The sequence below is a fragment of the Bordetella sp. BOR01 genome (assembly GCF_019218885.1).
In the GTDB taxonomy this organism is placed as follows: Bacteria; Pseudomonadota; Gammaproteobacteria; order Burkholderiales; family Burkholderiaceae_B; genus Bordetella_A.
Genome location: NZ_JAHUWT010000001.1, coordinates 1,556,614 through 1,573,486 on the forward strand (window position 1 = coordinate 1,556,614; position 16,873 = coordinate 1,573,486).

Here is a 16,873-nt window from a genome sequence, read left to right on the forward strand (position 1 = left end):
CAACGTGAAACAAGTCACTGCCATCATCAAACCCTTCAAGCTCGACGAAGTGCGCGAAGCGCTGGCTGAAGTCGGCGTCAGCGGCCTGACGGTTACCGAGGTCAAGGGTTTCGGCCGCCAGAAAGGGCATACCGAACTGTACCGGGGCGCCGAGTACGTGGTGGATTTCCTGCCGAAGATCCGGGTCGAGGTCGTGCTGGCCGACGACATGGTCGAGTCCGCCATCGAAGCCGTGATCAAGGCGGCACGCACCGGCAAGATCGGCGACGGCAAGATCTTCGTTACCCCGGTCGAACAGGCCATCCGCATCCGCACCGGCGAAAACGGCGAGCAGGCGCTGTAGCCGGACGGCGGGCGCGGCTCAAGAGGCGCCGCGCTCGTGCCAGAGCTGTTTTAGTCCTTCCAGGTCACGCACCCAGATTTCTCCGTAGCCCAGGCCGATCAGGCCCAGGCTGGCCAATTGCTTGAGCTCGCGGTTTACCGCATGGCGCGACACCCCCAGTAGCGTGGCCAGGGTGTCCTGGGTTTGCGCCACGGCAATACCTTGCCCGGCACGGGGGCGGCCCGCCGTCAGGGCGCCCAGCAAGCGCGGCAACCGTTGCGGCAGGCTGCGCAGCGCCAATTCGTCGATGATGGCATGCGCGGTGCGAATGCGCCGGCAGAGCAGCTTGACGAAGTGGCGATAAAGCCCGGGCTCGCTTTCCAGCACTTCCAGAAAGGCGACGCGTGGCAGCAACAGGATGTCGGTTTCCTGGTAGGCCCGGCTGTCGCGCAGCATGCCGCCGCCGTCGAGTACCGCCGCCACTCCCCACAAGCCATCGAATTCCAGCATCGACAATGCGAACTCGTGCCCGTCGTCGGAAAACGAACTGGTGTGTATGGCGCCTTTCAGGATGATCACGACGCCGGGCGCGGGCGTGCCCCGGCCGGCCAGTAGTTCGCCGTGGCTCAGGCGCCGCCATTGCGCAATGCCGGCAAAGGCGGCCTGGATCGGCTCGGCCATTTGCCCGAAGCAGGTATTGGCGCGCAGCAGCGCCAGGCTGGCCGATTGATCCCATGGCAGGGAGACGGTCTGGGTGGTTGCCAGGCTCATTGCTTCCTTCACGGGACGATGCCGAAGACACGAAATTGTAATGTAGGTCATATTCGCAGCCCCGCGCGCTGCCTAGAATCCAGCCGCATCAGCCCATTCACGCGAGGACATTCATGAATATCAGGCGCATGCTGGTTGCTTTGCTGGCGTTGTCGACGGCCGGGGCCGCGGCCCCCGCGCTGGCGGACTCCTTTCCCGAGCGCCCGCTGCGGGTGGTCGTGCCGTATCCGGCGGGAGGCACTACCGACGTACTGATCCGCATGCTGCAAAAACCGGTGGCCGATGCCGCACGGCAGTCGGTGGTGGTGGACAATCGCCCCGGCGGCGCGTCGGTGATCGGCACCTCGCACGTGGCACAGTCCGCGCCCGACGGCTACACCGTGCTGGGCGGTGATCTGTCGATGCTGGTCAACCCTTCGCTGCTGAAAGACATGCCCTATGACACCGTGCGCGATTTCCGCGGCGTCACGATGCTGGCGCGCGCGCCATTGGTATTGCTGGTGCATCCGTCGGTGCCGGCCGACAACCTGGAGGAACTGATTGCGCTGGCCAAGGCCAAGCCGGGTACGCTGAACTTCGCGTCCGGCGGCTATGGAACCTCTACCCACATGGCGGGTGAAATGTTCCGCAGGGCGGCCGGGATCGATATCGTGCACGTGCCATACCAGGGTGTGGCGCCGGCCATGGCGGCGCTGCTCGGCGGTCAGGTGCAGATTTACTTTGGCGGCACGACCACGGGCCTGCCCCATATCCAGTCGGGCCGCCTGCGCGCGCTGGCCGTGACCGGCGACGCGGCCAGCCCCTTGCTGCCCCAGGTGCCGACTTTCGTGTCGCGCGGAATCCAGGGTGTGAACGCGGACACCTATTGGGGTATCTATGCGCCGGCCAAGACGCCTGATCGCGTCATCGAGCAACTGAATGCCTACTTTACGGGCGCCCTGCAGGATCCGGCCTTGCAGCAGCGCACCAAAGACCTGGGGCTGACACTGATCGGCAACAGCGCCGAAGCACATACGGCCCAGATGCGGGAAATGATCGGCGACTGGGGCAAGTTCGTCAAAGAAGCCGATATTCGCCTGGAGTAAGCCATGACCGCCAAGCAAGCTCAAGTCTGCCTGACGTTCGATTTCGATGCGATCTCGGTGTGGTTGGCTCGCGGCATGGACAGCCCGACGCCAGTCTCGCGCGGCGAGTTCGGCGCCGTTGCCGCCGACCGTGTGCTGGCCCTGCTGGATCGCCTGGGCCTGCCGTCGACCTGGTTCATTCCGGGCCATACGCTGGCCAGTTATCCCGACCATTGCCGGCGCGTATACGAAGCGGGGCACGAGGTCGGCCATCATGGCTGGACCCACGTGGCCCCCAACCTGATGACGCGCGAAGAAGAGCTGAAAGGGCTGGTACGTGCCAATGAGGCAATCCGTGCGCTGACCGGACGCCCGGCGCGCGGCTACCGGTCGCCGTCCTGGGACCTGAGCCCCCACACCCTGTCGCTGTTGCTCGAGCATGGTTTCGACTATGACAGCAGCATGATGGGACACGATTACTTGCCCTATCCGGTCCGGCAGGGCGATCGCTTTGCGCTGGACGAGCCCGCGGTGTTCGGCACCCCGACGCGCTTGATCGAGGTGCCGGTCAGTTGGTCGCTGGACGACTACCCGCACTTCGAGTTCGTGCGCGCCGGACAGAGCGTGATTCCGGGCCTGATGAACGCCAACAGCGTCATGGACAACTGGATCGAGGACTTTCTCTACCTGAAAGAGAACTTCGACTGGGGTGTCATTACGTACACCTTTCATCCTTTCGTGATCGGACGCGGCCATCGCATGCGCATGCTGGAACGGCTGCTGCGCCGCTTGATCGACGAAGGCGCGACATTCATGCGCATGGAAGAAGTGGTGGACGCCTATCGGCAGCGACAGGCGTCAGCGGCCGGCTCGGCATGATCAAACAACAGGAAGGACAGGGCATGCAGCACTACTACGAACGCGACGGCTTGCGCCTGAGCTACTACCTGGATGACTTTACCGATCCCTGGAAACGCCAGCCCACGCTGCTGTTGCTGCACGGGGCCATGGCCAATGCGCAGCGATTCTATTCGTGGGTGCCCGGCCTGAGCCGGGACTACCGCGTGGTGCGCGCCGACCTGCGCGGGCATGGGCTTTCCGAAGTTCCAGGCGAGCACCAGCCGCTGGACTTGCAGGTGCTTACGGCCGATATCCTGGCCTTGCTGGACCACCTGGGTTGCGAGCGCGCCCACGTGGTGGGCAACTCGGCCGGCGGCTACGTGGGCCAGCACCTGGCCATGCAGCATGCCGGGCGCGTCGAGACGCTGGCGCTGTTCGGGTCGGCACCGGGCCTGCGCAACAGCCAGGCCTCGACCTGGCTCGAGCGCGTGGCCAAGCGGGGCCTGCGGCAGTTCCTGGCCGATACCATCGATGACCGCTTCCCGCCGGAATTGGTTGGCACCGCGCAGTGCGAACAGTTTCTCGATGCGCTCTCCAAGCATGACATGGCCTACATCGGCCGATTCGTCGGCTATATGGCGCAGCAGGAGTGGGGCGACCAACTGCATCGCATCACGTGCCCGACCATGGTGGTGATTCCCGGTGCCGGCCGCATCGGTGCCATGGACGCCTACCAGCCGATGCGCGACAACGTGAAGCAGGCCGAGATCCTGGTCTACGAGGGCGAACGGCACAGTATCTGCGAATACCTGCCGCAGCGCTGCGTCGCCGACCTGCGCAGCTTCCTGGCTCGCCACGGCGGGCCGGCCTGGCCTTGATCAACCGTTGCCCGAGCCCTGTCATGGACATTGAAGAGTATTTGCGGCACGACGGCCTATCGCTGGCCGCGCAACTGCGCCAAGGCACCACCGAGCCGCGCGCGCTGATGCAATGCGCCATCGAACTGGCCCGCCAGCGCGCCGAACCCCTGAATGCGCTGTGCTATCCCGACTATGACGCGGCACTGGAACGTGCCGCCGCCTGCAAGCCCACGGGCGTGTTCGGTGGCCTGCCTTTCTTGCTGAAAGACTCCGGCCTGGCCTGCGATCGCCTGCCGTCCAGCATCGGCCTGGCCCTTTACAAAGACACGCATTTTTCCGGCAACGCCACGCTGGTTGATCGTTTCGACGCCGCGGGCCTGGTGCCGTTTGCCCGCAGCACGGTACCGGCGTTATGCATGGCTCCCACTACCGAGGCCACGGTCAATGGCGGGCCCACCCGCAACCCGTGGGCACCGGACCGCTCGGCTGGAGGTTCCAGCGGCGGCGCGGCGGTGGCGGTCGCCACCGGCGTGGTGCCGCTGGCCCATGGCAGCGATGGTGGCGGGTCGATACGGATACCGGCCTCGTGCTGCGGGGTGTTCGGCCTGAAGCCCAGCCGCGGCCTGGTGCCGCTGGGCCCGGCGCGCGGCGAGGCCTGGGGCGGCATGGCGGGCGATGGCGTGCTGAGCCGCAGCGTGCGAGATACGGCCGCGGCGCTCGATGCCATTGCAGGAATGGAACCGGGCGCGCCGTATGCGGCGCCGACGGCACCTGGCGGCGGTTACCTGGCCGCCTTGGCGCAGCCATTCGAGCGGCCGCTGCGCATCGGGGTATGGCAACAGGCCTGGGACGGCATCGAAGTCGATCCGGCCTGCACGGCGGCACTTGCGCACGCCGAAACGCTATGCCGGCAGTTGGGCCATGCCACTGCGCCCATGCCGGCGCCGGCGCTGGATTACGCAGCCTTCGTGCGGGCCCATATCGGGATTCTGTGCACGCATATCGCACTCGGGGTCGATGCCCGGCTTGCCGGCCTGCAACGCGGCCTGCGCGACGACGACCTGGAGCCGGCCATCCTCGATGGTTATCGACGCGCACGCCAGATCGGCGCCACCGATTACGCGGGCATGATCCAGACACTGCACGCGATAGGGCGCAGCATGGCTGCCGCCATGAGTGGCTACGATCTGGTGCTTTCGCCCACATTGACCCGCCCGCCGGTGGCGTTGGGTGAAATGAGCATGGCAGGCGACTTCGTGCCGTTCCGGCAGAAGGTTGCCCGCTATACGACGTTCCTGGCGGTCATCAATGCTTCGGGGCAGCCGGCGGCCAGCCTGCCCCTGTATACCGACGCGCAGGGCTTGCCCATCGGCGTGCAACTGATCGGCGCCCTGGGGCGCGACGACCTGGTGCTGCGACTGGCCGCAGAGCTCGAGCGCGCGGCGCCGTGGGCAAGCCGGTTTCCGCCGATAAAGCGCCAGGCGCCGCGCTAAAGCGCGGTATGCCATTCATTGAACGGACAACACATGCACGCTGACATGAACCCGGGCGCATCGGCCGGCAGGCTGGCGGGGCGGGCGGCGCTGGTCACCGGGGCGGCAGGCGGCATCGGCAGTGCCGCCGCCTTGCGCTTCGCAGGCGAGGGCGCCGCGGTCGCGCTGCTGGATCGCCGCACCGATGTCGTCGAGCAACTCGCCGGCCGGATCGTGGGCGCGGGCGGGCAGGCGATCGCGCTGGCGGCCGACGTGACCGATGATGATGGCGTACGGCAGGCCGTGGCCCGCGCCGTGGAGGCATTTGGCAAGATCGACCTGTTGTTCAACTGCGCGGGCGGATCCGTGGCGGGCGACACCGCCGTCGAGAAGATCGATCTCGCGTTGTGGGATCGCACTCTGCAGCTGGACCTGAACGGCACTATGCTGTGCTGCCGCCATGCCGTGCCGGTCATCGTGCAGGCGGGCGGTGGCACGGTGGTGAATATGTCGTCGGGAGCCGGCCTGCGGGGAACCTTTGCCGGGCATGCCTATACCGCCGCAAAGGGGGCGGTAATTGCGCTGACACGAGCCCTGGCGGCCGAATATGCGCCGCACGGCGTGCGTGTCAATGCGATTTGCGCGGGCCGCATCCGTACCGAACGCATCCTGCGCAACCTGGACGCCGGCAGGCCGGCGCGGCCCGAGGTGGCCGCGCGGTATCCGTGCCACGAAGGCGACCCGGCAGACATTGCCAATATCGCGTTGTTCCTGGCCAGCGACGAATCGCGCATGATCACCGGCGAGGCCATCGCCGCCAACGGCGGCTACGCAGCATTCTGAAGCCGCCTATCGCACAAGCTGGTTCATCTCCAGAATCGGCATCATCACCGCCAGCACGATCAGCAGCACGAAACCGCCCATCAGCAGGATGAGCAGCGGCTCGAGCAATGCCGTCATGGCCATGGCGCGGCGCTCGAGGTCGCGCGACAAGTTCTGTGCGCCGCGTTCCAGCAGTTCCGGCAGGCGGCCGGTTTTCTCGCCGCTGGCGATCAGGTGGATCAGCAGCGTGGGGAACACCTTCTGCGCCGCCAGTGCCGCCGCCAGCGGCGCGCCTTGGCGCACGCGCTCGGCGGCGTCGTCCACGGCCGCGCGCAGGCGGTCATTGCCCAATGTGCGGCGTGCCGCGTTCAGGGCGCCCAGCAGGCTGACGCCGCTGCTGCTCAAGATCGCCAGGGTAGACGCGAAGCGCGCGGTATCCACCCCCAGCACGAAACGGCCGATCACCGGCAGGCGCAGCAGGCGGGCATGCCAGGCTTCGCGGCGCGCCGGCGCGCGCAACGCGGCCCGCCACAACATGAATGCGGCCACGCCGCCCACTGACGTGGCCCAGCCCCAGTGGCGCACGAAGTCGCTCAGCGCCAACATGATGCGCGTCAGCAATGGCAACTGTTGGTGGGCGTGGTCGAATGCGGTGATGACCTGCGGCACCACATAGCCCAGCAAGAACGCCACGATCACCACCGATACGCACGCCACCACGGCTGGGTAGATGAACGCGGTCATTACCTTGCTGCGCAGCGCATTGCGTTCTTCGATATAGTCCGCCAGTTTCTCCATCACCAGCGCCAGGTCGCCCGACTCTTCGCCGGCAGCCACCAGCGCGCGATAGATCTCGGGAAAATCGCGCGGCCGGGTGGCCAGCGCATCGGCCAGGCGATAACCGGCGCGGACTTCATCGCGCACGCCCGCCAGCGCGCCGGCGACATGGCGGCTTTCGGCTTGTTCCAGCGTGGCGCTCAGCGCGGCGTCCAGCGGCAGGCGCGCGGTCAGCAGGCTGGACAGTTGCCGCGTCAGCCATGCCAGTTCGCTATCGGACAGCCTGCGTTGCAGCAGGCTCGCGCCGCCCTGGCGCGATGCCGCCGGCGCCGTCGACAGCGGCAGCAGCCCACGGGCGCGCAGCTGATTGCGCGCCCCGCGCTCGGTTTCGGCATCGAGCGTGCCATGGACGATCTTGCCCACCAGGTCGGTGGCTTCATAGCGGAACGAGGGCATGCGAAAAAGGCTCGTGATTTCCAGGGTTTCCAGCCCGCCACATTGACCTCCGATTATGACCGTAGTGTTTCAGAGGCACCCCGTATACTCGGCCGCAATTTCACTGCTCTTGCTGTCGAGACCTCATGCGCCGCCTTAGAAGAACCACCCTGGCCGTTCTGCTTGTCATTGCCCATGCCGTGGTGCCCTTGCCGCCTGCCCAGGCGCAAACTGCCGATCAGCGCGTCAGCCTGAATTTTGTCGATACGGATATTCCGGCGGTGCTGCGTGCCTTGTCGCTGTTCACGCAACGCAATTACCTCGTGGACCCGCGTGTGAAAGGCAAGCTGACGCTGGTGTCGGAGCGGCCGGTCGACCGCGGCACGGCATTGACAATGCTGGCGGGGGCATTGCGCATGCAGGGCTTTGCCATCGTCGAGGTCGACGGCGTGACGCGGGTGGTGCCCGAAGCCGATGCCAAGCTGCAGGGCAGTGCTGTGTTGGCCGAGGCGCCGCGCCGGACGGAGGCCCGGGCGGGGGCCTCGGCGCCGGCCCCGGTGCCCATGGCCGACTTCGCCCGCGATGCGCGTGGCAGCGAGATCGTGACGCGGGTGTTTGCGCTGAAGTACGAGAACGCCGCCAACTTGCTGCCGGTGCTGCGCCCGCTGGTACCGCCCAACAATCCCATCAATGCATATCCGGGCAACAACACCCTGGTGGTGACCGACTATGCCGACAACCTGGAGCGCATTGCCCGGGTGATCGCGCGTATCGACGTGCCCAGCGCCATCGACACCGACGTGGTGCCGGTGAAATACGGTGTGGCCAGCGATCTGGCGACCTTGGCCACACAATTGCTGGACGCGCAGAGCGGCGACCCCACCCAGCGCATCGCCATGGTGGCCGACCCGCGCACCAACAGCGTGCTGATACGTGCCGGCAGCCCTGCGCGTACAGACCTGGCGCGCAAGTTGCTCGAAAAGCTGGATTCCGAACAGGCTCGTCCTGGCAACTTGCACGTGGTGTACTTGCGCAATGCCCAGGCTTCGCGCATGGCCGAAGTGCTGGGCGGATTGCTGAACTCTCAGGCATTGAACACCGGGGCCGGCGATCGCGGCATGGCGGGTGCCGGCCCGGCGGGCGGTGCCCCTTCGACGGGGCGCAGTACCAGCAATACCAATAACGCTGCTTCATCGCGAACGGTGGGCATGTCCGCCGGCAGCGGCAGCTCTGGTTCCGGCGGGCTGGGGAGCAGCTCGTTCGGCCAGCAGCAGCAGATCGAGCGCGACGACGGCGGCGCGGGCCAGGCGGTGTCGTATTCGGGCGGCGGCGCCACGATACAGGCCGATCCGTCCACCAACACGCTGATCGTTTCCGCGCCCGAGCCGTTGTACCGCAGCCTGCGCGAGGTGATCGACCAACTGGACCAGCGCCGGGCGCAGGTGCTGGTGGAAAGCCTGATTGTCGAAGTCAGCCAAGAAACGGCCGCCGAGTTCGGCATTCAGTGGATGACGGGCGCCGGCAGCCTGGATGGCAGCGGTTTTATCGGCGGCACCAACCTGGGGGGCAGCGGCATTGGCAGCGCGGGAACGGGCGCCACCACGCTGGACGCGCTGGGCCGAGGCCTGACGCTGGGCCTGGTCAAGGGCACCGTTGATGTCCTGGGCAACCAGGTCATCAACCTGAACGTGCTGGCGCGCGCGCTGCAGAACACCGGCGAGGCCAATATCCTGTCCACGCCCAACCTGTTGACGCTGGACAACGAGCAAGCCAGCATCCTGGTGGGCAAGACCGTGCCGTTCGTTACGGGCCAGTATGTGACTTCGGGCAGCGACGGCAGCGGCAACCCGTTCCAGACCATCGAGCGCGAAGATATCGGCCTGAAGTTGAATATCCGCCCGCAAATCTCCGAAGGCGGAGCGGTGAAACTGGATATCTACCAGGAAGTCAGCAGCATCGACGAGGCCAGTTCCAGCGAGACCACCGGCCTGGTCACCAACAAGCGCGCCATCGACACCAGCGTGCTGGTCGATGACGGCCAGATCATCGTGCTGGGCGGCCTGCTGGAAGACAGCGTCAGCACGACCACCAACGCCGTGCCCGGCCTGAGCTCGATTCCCTTGCTGGGCGCGCTGTTTCGCTATGATTCGCGCAAGCGCACCAAGAGCAATTTGATGGTGTTCCTGCGGCCTTATGTGGTGCGCGACGCGCGCGACAGCGCCAACGTCACGCTGAACCGCTACGACTACATGCGGCGCGCGCAAAGCCAGGCCCAGCCCGGCAAGCATTGGTTGTTGCCGGACGTGCAGGCGCCCCTGCTGCCGCCGGCGCAGGTACAATCGGTGGGCAGCCGCGCCGACTACGACATGCGTCCCGAATCTGCGGCCGACACCATGCGCCGTCAGCCGCCGCGCACCGTCGAAACGTACCGGGTCCGCCAATTGCCCGAGCCGCCGGGTGGGTCCGACCCCAGCTTGCCGATCCGCGCCAATCTGCCGCTGGGGGTCAGTATCGCCACCGATCCATCGGCCCTGTATGCGGAAACGCGCCAGGATACGACGATTTTGCAGATCGCCTCGGTAAATGACCAGACCGCCGCGGAAAGCATCGCCAAGCGCGTGCGCATCAGCGGCCTGAGCGCCTATGTGCAAGTGGGCCCGGGCGGGCAGGGCTACGTGGTGCGCTCGGACGTGGCGCGCGACTCCACCACTGTCGATACGGCGGTGGCCCTGCTGAAAGAGCTGGGCTATCGCGCTGAGCTGGTGACCCATCTGTGAGCGCATATCCTTTGCCCTACACCTGGGCGCGAACGCAGCGCGCGGTGCTGCTGCTGCGCCCGGGCGCTTCGCAGTTGACCACCAGCGCGCGCACGCCGGCCTGGGCGGTGCGCGAGATCCTGCGCTGCCATGGCGAGGTGCCGGTGGCCGAAGTATCGGACGAAGCGCTGGAAACCTTGCTCAACGCCGCCTACAGCGACAGCGCCGACGCGGCCTCGGTGATGGGCGTGGCCGAGAACGAGATCGATCTGGACCGCCTGCTGCAGGACATTCCCGAAGTGGCCGACCTGCTCGAAACGCAGGATGACGCGCCAGTGATCCGCATGATCAACGCCTTGTTCGCGCAAGCCGCGCGCGATGGCGCCAGCGACATGCACATCGAGCCGTATGAGCATCACTCGGTGGTGCGCTATCGCGTCGACGGCGTGCTGCGCGACGTGGTCAGTCCGCGCAAGGCACTGCATTCGGCGCTGATATCGCGCATCAAGATCATGGCCAACCTGGACATCGCTGAAAAGCGCTTGCCGCAGGATGGCCGCATCGCCCTGCGCGTGGGAGGGCGGCCCATCGACGTGCGCGTGTCGACCCTGCCTACCGGCCATGGCGAGCGCGCCGTGCTACGCCTGCTGGACAAAGAGGCGGGACGGCTGCAGCTTGAAAAACTGGGCATGAGCCCGTTGGTGCTGGCCCAGCTGGATACGTTGATCCGCCAGCCGCACGGCATCGTGCTGGTCACCGGCCCGACCGGCAGCGGCAAGACCACCACGCTGTATGCGGCCCTGTCGCGGCTGGACGCGTCGACCAGCAATATCCTGACGGTGGAAGACCCGATCGAATACGACCTGGCCGGCATCAGCCAGACGCAGGTCAATGCGAAGATCGACATGACTTTCGCGCTGGCGCTGCGCGCGATCCTGCGCCAGGATCCGGACGTGATCATGATCGGCGAGATCCGCGATCTGGAAACCGCGCAGATCGCGGTTCAGGCGTCGCTGACGGGCCACCTGGTGCTGGCCACGCTGCACACCAACGACGCGACTTCGGCCGTGACGCGCCTGGTGGACATGGGGGTCGAGCCCTTTCTGCTGGCTTCGTCGCTGCTGGGTGTGCTGGCACAGCGCCTGGTGCGCCGGCTATGCCCGCAATGCCGCAGGCCCGATACCTTGCCCGATGGCACGGTGGTGTACCGGCCAGTGGGGTGCGAGGCCTGCAACCATACGGGTTACAGCGGCCGCTCGGGCATCCATGAGCTGTTTGCCGTCGACGATAATGTGCGTCACCTGATCCACGCGGGGCGCGACGAGCAGGCCTTGCGCGCGCAGGCGTTGCGCTCCGGCATGCGCACGCTGCGCGATGATGGGCAGCGTTGGGTCGAGGCCGGAATGACCTCGCCGGAAGAAATCGTACGCGTGACGCGCGACGCCTGACAGGGCCGTATCAGGGCGGGGTGCCGAAATGGCTCTTGCCGTCCGATACCGGCCCCAGCGCGTTCAGCAGGCCGATCAGCGCGGCGCGCTGGGCGTCGCTGGCCTGTTCGGCCGGTTCCGCGGTGCCGCTGAAGCGCAGGCGGCCGCGCTGTAATTGTCCTTGGCCTTGCACCGCCAACACACCGGAATCCGTACTCAGCGCCAGTCGTGCTGTGCCATTGTCGGCGCTGATGCGCAGCGTGTAATCGCCCAGCGGCCGGACGTGCGACAGCGCTGAACTGGCCTGGGTCCAGCGGCCCGTGGCCAGTGTGCCGGTCGCGGGCAGGCGGCCCAGCACGAAGGATTTCCATTCGACTTCGATCTGTCCGGCGGGCGCCACCGTGTTCAACGGCGCCCCGAAGGCTGTTAGCGCGCTGGCCGGCAGGCGCAGGTTCTGGCCGGAAACCGCAATGCCGGACCAGCCGGGTTGCACGCGCACGGGGCCGCGCAGCCATGCATGCGAGATTTCGACGGCACCGTTGCGCCATTGCCAATGCAGCGGCTCGGGCAGCAGTTGGCGCGCACCCGGAGGACCCAGCGCCAATAGGGCACTGCCGCGCCAAACGGTGCCGTCGGCGTCGGCCAGCGCGGCCATGGCGTCGTCGGGCAGGGCCAGCATCAGCCAGCGTGCCGGCAATACCGGCAGCGCGGCCAACAGGGCGCAGCACAGCGCCAGCGCCGCCAGCGGCAGCGAAAAGAAGGCAGGCAAGGGCAAGCGCATCAGGGTTGGGTGGCGGGAAGCAGGGTCAGGGTGCCGTTCATGCGGCCGGGCAGGCGGCGTCCGGTCGGATGCGTGGCACGCGCCAGGTCGGCGCCTGACACCGACAGGCGCCAGTCACGCGCCGCCGTATCCAGCCAGCGGAACAGGGCCGCGGAAGAGGCCTCCCGCAATGTCAGCGTCGTGGCCGGCGCGGGGGAAGAGGCCGTTTTCTGGGCGCCGGACGAGGTTGCGGCCTCGGACAGCGACCAACTGTCATCGGGCAAACCTTCGCGGCGCAGGCTGGCGGCCAGTTCGGTCGCGGAAGGCGCTGCGCCCGCCGCAGTGCCGGCGCCCTGGCGGCGCAGGATGCGCACCTGGGCGGTCAGGTCGGCTACGGTGGCGGCCTGGGCGCGCAGGCCCGGCAGCTCCTGCCGCGCCCGCGTCATCGTGGACCAGGCCGGTTCGATCAGGATCAGGAAGACGAAAGCCGCTGCCAGCAGGGCGCCGGCCACGGCCAGCAGCCGCTGTTCGCGCGGGGGCCGTTGTTCGTACCAGGCAACGGCGCGCTGGCGCCAGGCGGCGGCGCGGCGCATCCAGGGGGCCAGGGTTTCACGCAGGGAAGCAAACGCACTCATGGTTCGGCTCGCAGAATGCGCCAGGCGCCGCTGTCGTCACGCTCGACGCGCGCACCCAGGGCGGCGGCGCGTTGCAGGATAGCCGCGGTGTCGGCCAGCCGGTCGGCGGCAACGGCGGCGGCTCCCGTGGCGGCCGGTGCCGTCGCTTCATCGGTGCCGGCGCTGGCCGGCTCGCCATACAGGCGCAGCGTCAATATCTGGTCCTGGTAGGTCAGGTGCTCGACCATATCGGCGGCGAAGGGCAGTACCTGCGCCGCCACGCGGGCCAGCGACAGGAAATCGCTGCCCGAGGCGTCGCCCTGGCCGGCGCGCAAGGCATCGCGGCCCTGCTGGGCCTGGCGCAAGGGGTCCAGCACCACGGGTATGCCTGGAAATGCATCGCGCACGTCCTGCTCCATGCGCTGGCGCAGGCGTTGGGTTTCGCCGTCGAGTTGCATGGCGTACAGATTCAGGCCGGCAATCCACACGACCGCTGCGGCCGCAAGCCACGCAGCGGCGCCGCGCCAGCGCGACGGTTGCCGGGGGGCCAGTTGCGGCAGGGCCAGCGACCAGCCGGGCCCGGGAGCCTGCCAGCGCGGATCGTGGATGTCGTCGAGTACGGGCAGGCGGGTCTCGCCAGGGGCGTCGGACCAGACTTGCAGCGGATAGAACGCCTGTACTGCCAGGCCTGCTGCCGACAGGCGCTGCCAGGCCGCGCGCAGGGCTTCGCGGGGCATCCAGGCGGCCAGCACGGTGCCATCGCCGGCGCGGCTGCCGTGTCCCACGGCCAGGGCGTCCAAGTCGCCCAGCACCAGGCCTTCCAGGGTGCCGCGCACGGCGGCCGCGTGGCGATTGCCCGGCACGGCCGGAACGGCAATGGCCGCGACAATCACGTCGTCCGGGTGCAGAATGGCTTGCACGCGCGCCTGCGGAAATGCGGCGGCCAGGCCCGCGGCGGCCAGGCTGCCGCCCCGGGCCACACGCCCTTGGCGGTCCAGCCAGGCGTACGCCAGCGGTGTCGTGTCCGACCATATGTCCAGCGGCGGCAGGGCCACGCGCAATACGTTTTTTACGGTGTTTCTTTTATCCATATCGTCTGAGGCGCACGCTGTCCGGCAATGCCTAGCAGGGCTTGCATGCTGACGCGGGCGCGTTGATAGGCCACGGTGCCATTGGCCAGGAACCACTCGCTGGTGGTGGCAACCGCCGGCACCTGCAAGGGTTCGCCGCCCCCGGCCAGCCGGTTGGCGAAGTCGCCGCTGTCGTTGAACCAGCGGCCCCGGTCGCGCTCGCCCAGCACGCTGCGGGCCTGTGCCAGGCTCAGGCCCGGCACCAAGGCCGCGATCACTTCGGGCTCGGCGGTATTCACATTGACCAGGGTGGCCGCCGGCAGCAGCGTCATGGTGCGGCGCATGGCCTGCAACCCGCCCGCGTCCACGCCCAGCAGCGCGGCCAGGTCGTCGATGCCGCGCGGCTGCGGCGCCCGGGAGCCGACGTCCAGGCTACCTGGCGCGGCCTGCGCTTCTTCGGGCAGGCGGCTTTGCGTCAAGGCGACCTGCTCGGCCAGTTGCGGCGCCAGCGTATCGGGCAGGCCCAGCATGCCCAGCAGGCGCTGCATCACCTCTACCTGTGCCTGGTCCACAACGCCGCGCCTGGCCAGGTTGAAAAGGTTGTACTTGCCCTGTTCGTCGTGGATGCCGCCGGAAAACACTGCGGCGCGTCCGCTTTCATCGCCTTCGATGCGTGTGTCGAGTACCGGCGTGGACCATAACTGGTCGCGCCTGACAGTGGCTTCCTGCCGCGCGTTTTCGCGCAAGAGCAGGCGCGCCCAATCAATGCCCCCCAACAGCAGCCAGCGCGCCTGGATGCGTGCCTGCTCGTTCTCGACCTGCCGGATGGCCGAGGCCTGGCGCAGGAAAAGGCCACTGGTCAAGGCCGCCACGATGGCGACCACGATCAGCGCGCTGACCACCGCCATGCCTTGCTGTCGGGCGCGGCCGCGTCTCATGGCAGCACCACGATGCGGGTATAGCGTTCGGGCTGGCCGGGTCCGCGGCGATCGATGGCCACTTCCAGCCCGCTGGCGCGCGCCGTTTCCGGTTGCAGCGGATCGCGCCAGCCGCGCCCGGGCACCCATGCGCGCACACCCAGCCCGGTCACGCCGGGCATCAGCAAAGCGCCCTCGGCAGGTTCCGGCAAAGGGTAGCGGGCGGCGGGCACGCCGCTGTAGCGCCACAAGCCGTCGGGCCGCAGGCGCCATGTGACGCGCTGCCACAGGCCGCCGTCCGGCGTGGCGCGCACGATGTCGAGCAGCGCCGCGCCGGCCGACTGCGCGACATGGATGCCGGGCGGCAGCAGCGTGCCGGCGCCGGCCGTGGCCGGTGCGCCCGTATAGGCGCGATTCAGGTCGCGTTCCACCTGGCCCAGTGTGCGCAAGACCATGGCCTGGTCCTGCGACTGCTCGCCCAGCCAGTCGCGCGCCGATGACACGTGCTCCAGCCCTTGCCACGACAACAGGCTGACCACCGCCATCAGCGCGATGGCGATCAGCACTTCGATCAAAGTGAAACCCTGCTGGCGGGCGGATCGGCGGCAACGCGGCTGCATCATCGGATCTGCGACAACAGGCCGGTCAGTTCAGCCAGCGTGGCGCCATCGCGGTCGGGCGCGTGCACGCGCACAGTAACCTGGCGGAAATTGCGGTTCAGCGAGTTGCGTATCTCGAGCTCGCAGCGCAACGCCAGGGCGCCCTGCGGGCAGGGCATGGTCTGCGTGCCGGCGCGCGGGAATGTCTGTTCCAGCCGCAGTTGGGCCAATACGTTTTCGGCCGCCAGCAGCGCCAGTGTCTTGTCGCGGATGGCGCGGTTGTTGTCCAGCATGACCTGGGTGGCGCGCATCGCCGCCCCCATTGCCACCGCGATGATGGCCAGCGCCACCAGGACTTCGATCAGCGTGAAGCCGCGTTGCGCGGCCGCATGGCGGCGCGGCCTATTCGATTGCATAGCTGCCCGCCGCGTCGCGTTCGATGCGCACGGTATCGTCCTGTGAAACCAGTTCCAGCACCAGCGGATCGGCGACCCATTCGGTGCCGAATACGACCGGGCGGTCGGGTGCCAGGCGCAGGCTGACAGGCGGCGCGCCCCAGGCCTGCGCTCGCAAGGCTGTATCTTGTTGGAAGCGGTCGGGGGTTTGCGGGCCGTCGTCCTGTGCCGACAAGCGGGCCGACCGGCCGCGGCGCTCGAACGACCAGCCGCGTTCGTCGGCACGCCAGCGGATGGCGCGGCCGTCGCTGCGCGCTTCGCTCTGCGCAACCGCGAAGGCATCGACCAGGCGCTCGGCATCGGCGCGCAGCGCGCGCTCTGAAGACGATGCTACGGACAGGCTCACCATGGACGCGGCGATGGCGATGATCGCCACCACCACCAGCATTTCGATCAGCGTGAAGCCGCGCTCACAGGTCCCACGAACCGATGTCCGCATCGTCTTGCTCCCCGCCCGGTTTGCTGTCGGGACCGAACGTGAACACGTCGATCTCGCCCTTGACGCCCGGATTCAGGTACTGATAGGGATGGCCCCAGGGGTCGTTGGGCAGGCGGTCCAGGTAGGACCGCCAATTGCGCGCGCCCTCCGGGCGCTCCACCAGGGCCTTCAGCCCCTGCGCCGTGGACGGATAGCGGCCGCTATCCAGACGATACAGTTTCAGGGCCTGCATCAGGCCGCTGATGTCCTGGCGCGCCGCCACGCGGCGCGCCTGGTCAGGCCGGTCGAGCACGCGCGGCACGACCAGCGCTGCCAGGATTCCCATGATCACGATCACCACCATGATCTCGATCAGTGTGAAGCCCTGCTGCCGGGCTCGCGGGTGCTGGAACTGACGCACGAAGACTCTCCGCTTGTTCATGGAAAGCGGGCATGATGCGTCAGGAATGTGACAGTAATACTGTCGCCGTCCG

At 67.7% G+C, this 16,873-nt stretch carries 18 protein-coding genes; 8 read left to right on the forward strand and 10 right to left on the reverse strand.

The window, feature by feature from the left end:
- Positions 1-4: 4 nt before the first annotated feature.
- On the forward strand, positions 5-343 hold the full coding sequence (locus KW845_RS07490) for a P-II family nitrogen regulator (protein WP_218368501.1): 339 nt from the start codon (positions 5-7) through the stop codon (positions 341-343).
- Positions 344-361: 18 nt separating this feature from the next.
- Here the strand turns inward: KW845_RS07490 and KW845_RS07495 are convergent, their stop codons facing one another.
- A complete protein-coding gene (locus KW845_RS07495; protein WP_255592419.1) occupies positions 362-1,093 on the reverse strand; it encodes a Crp/Fnr family transcriptional regulator in 732 nt (243 codons plus the stop codon).
- 113 nt (positions 1,094-1,206) lie between these two features.
- Between KW845_RS07495 and KW845_RS07500 the strand changes: the two genes are divergently transcribed.
- From KW845_RS07500 to KW845_RS07520, 5 genes are read left to right on the forward strand one after another with little or no spacing between them, the layout of a single operon-like run.
- A complete protein-coding gene (locus tag KW845_RS07500; protein WP_218368502.1) occupies positions 1,207-2,178 on the forward strand; it encodes a tripartite tricarboxylate transporter substrate binding protein in 972 nt (323 codons plus the stop codon).
- 3 nt (positions 2,179-2,181) lie between these two features.
- Complete coding sequence (locus KW845_RS07505) at positions 2,182-3,036, forward strand: polysaccharide deacetylase (protein ID WP_218368503.1); 855 nt, start codon at positions 2,182-2,184, stop codon at positions 3,034-3,036.
- Positions 3,033-3,875, forward strand: coding sequence for an alpha/beta fold hydrolase (locus tag KW845_RS07510; protein ID WP_255592420.1), 843 nt, complete (start codon positions 3,033-3,035; stop codon positions 3,873-3,875). Before KW845_RS07505 ends, KW845_RS07510 begins: the two co-directional genes overlap by 4 nt.
- Positions 3,876-3,898: 23 nt before the next feature.
- Positions 3,899-5,350 carry an amidase gene (locus tag KW845_RS07515; protein ID WP_218368504.1) on the forward strand — a complete coding sequence of 484 codons (1,452 nt, stop codon included), beginning with the start codon at positions 3,899-3,901 and terminating at the stop codon, positions 5,348-5,350.
- 33 nt (positions 5,351-5,383) lie between these two features.
- Positions 5,384-6,172, forward strand: a complete 789-nt coding sequence (locus tag KW845_RS07520) for an SDR family NAD(P)-dependent oxidoreductase (RefSeq protein ID WP_218368505.1) — start codon at positions 5,384-5,386, stop codon at positions 6,170-6,172.
- 6 nt (positions 6,173-6,178) lie between these two features.
- On the opposite strand, the gene gspF is transcribed toward KW845_RS07520, so the two are convergent.
- A complete protein-coding gene (gene gspF / locus KW845_RS07525; protein ID WP_218368506.1) occupies positions 6,179-7,384 on the reverse strand; it encodes a type II secretion system inner membrane protein GspF in 1,206 nt (401 codons plus the stop codon).
- A gap of 125 nt (positions 7,385-7,509) precedes the next feature.
- Here gspF and gspD point away from each other — a divergent pair, with 125 nt between their 5' ends.
- Together gspD and gspE are read left to right on the forward strand one after the other, a co-directional pair.
- On the forward strand, positions 7,510-10,140 hold the full coding sequence (gspD, locus tag KW845_RS07530) for a type II secretion system secretin GspD (RefSeq protein ID WP_218368507.1): 2,631 nt from the start codon (positions 7,510-7,512) through the stop codon (positions 10,138-10,140).
- Positions 10,137-11,567, forward strand: coding sequence for a type II secretion system ATPase GspE (gspE, locus tag KW845_RS07535; protein WP_218368508.1), 1,431 nt, complete (start codon positions 10,137-10,139; stop codon positions 11,565-11,567). The genes gspD and gspE overlap by 4 nt, the downstream gene beginning before the upstream one ends.
- A gap of 10 nt (positions 11,568-11,577) precedes the next feature.
- Here gspE and gspN read toward each other — a convergent pair whose 3' ends face one another.
- From gspN to gspG, 8 genes are read right to left on the reverse strand one after another with little or no spacing between them, the layout of a single operon-like run.
- Positions 11,578-12,315, reverse strand: a complete 738-nt coding sequence (gene gspN / locus KW845_RS07540) for a type II secretion system protein N (RefSeq protein WP_255592422.1) — start codon at positions 12,313-12,315, stop codon at positions 11,578-11,580.
- Between the two features lie 11 nt (positions 12,316-12,326).
- Complete coding sequence (gene gspM, locus KW845_RS07545) at positions 12,327-12,941, reverse strand: type II secretion system protein GspM (protein WP_218368509.1); 615 nt, start codon at positions 12,939-12,941, stop codon at positions 12,327-12,329.
- Positions 12,938-14,011: a type II secretion system protein GspL gene (gspL, locus tag KW845_RS07550; RefSeq protein WP_218368510.1), complete on the reverse strand. Its 1,074-nt coding sequence runs from the start codon at positions 14,009-14,011 to the stop codon at positions 12,938-12,940. The genes gspM and gspL overlap by 4 nt, the downstream gene beginning before the upstream one ends.
- Positions 13,990-14,928: a type II secretion system minor pseudopilin GspK gene (gspK, locus tag KW845_RS07555; RefSeq protein ID WP_218368511.1), complete on the reverse strand. Its 939-nt coding sequence runs from the start codon at positions 14,926-14,928 to the stop codon at positions 13,990-13,992. Before gspK ends, gspL begins: the two co-directional genes overlap by 22 nt.
- Entirely contained in the window at positions 14,925-15,530 is a 606-nt protein-coding gene (locus tag KW845_RS07560; protein WP_255592423.1) for a prepilin-type N-terminal cleavage/methylation domain-containing protein, read from the reverse strand. Before KW845_RS07560 ends, gspK begins: the two co-directional genes overlap by 4 nt.
- On the reverse strand, positions 15,527-15,922 hold the full coding sequence (gene gspI / locus KW845_RS07565; RefSeq protein ID WP_218368512.1) for a type II secretion system minor pseudopilin GspI: 396 nt from the start codon (positions 15,920-15,922) through the stop codon (positions 15,527-15,529). Before gspI ends, KW845_RS07560 begins: the two co-directional genes overlap by 4 nt.
- Entirely contained in the window at positions 15,909-16,400 is a 492-nt protein-coding gene (gene gspH / locus KW845_RS07570; RefSeq protein WP_218368513.1) for a type II secretion system minor pseudopilin GspH, read from the reverse strand. Before gspH ends, gspI begins: the two co-directional genes overlap by 14 nt.
- Positions 16,372-16,821, reverse strand: a complete 450-nt coding sequence (gene gspG, locus KW845_RS07575) for a type II secretion system major pseudopilin GspG (protein ID WP_218368514.1) — start codon at positions 16,819-16,821, stop codon at positions 16,372-16,374. Before gspG ends, gspH begins: the two co-directional genes overlap by 29 nt.
- Positions 16,822-16,873 lie beyond the last annotated feature (52 nt).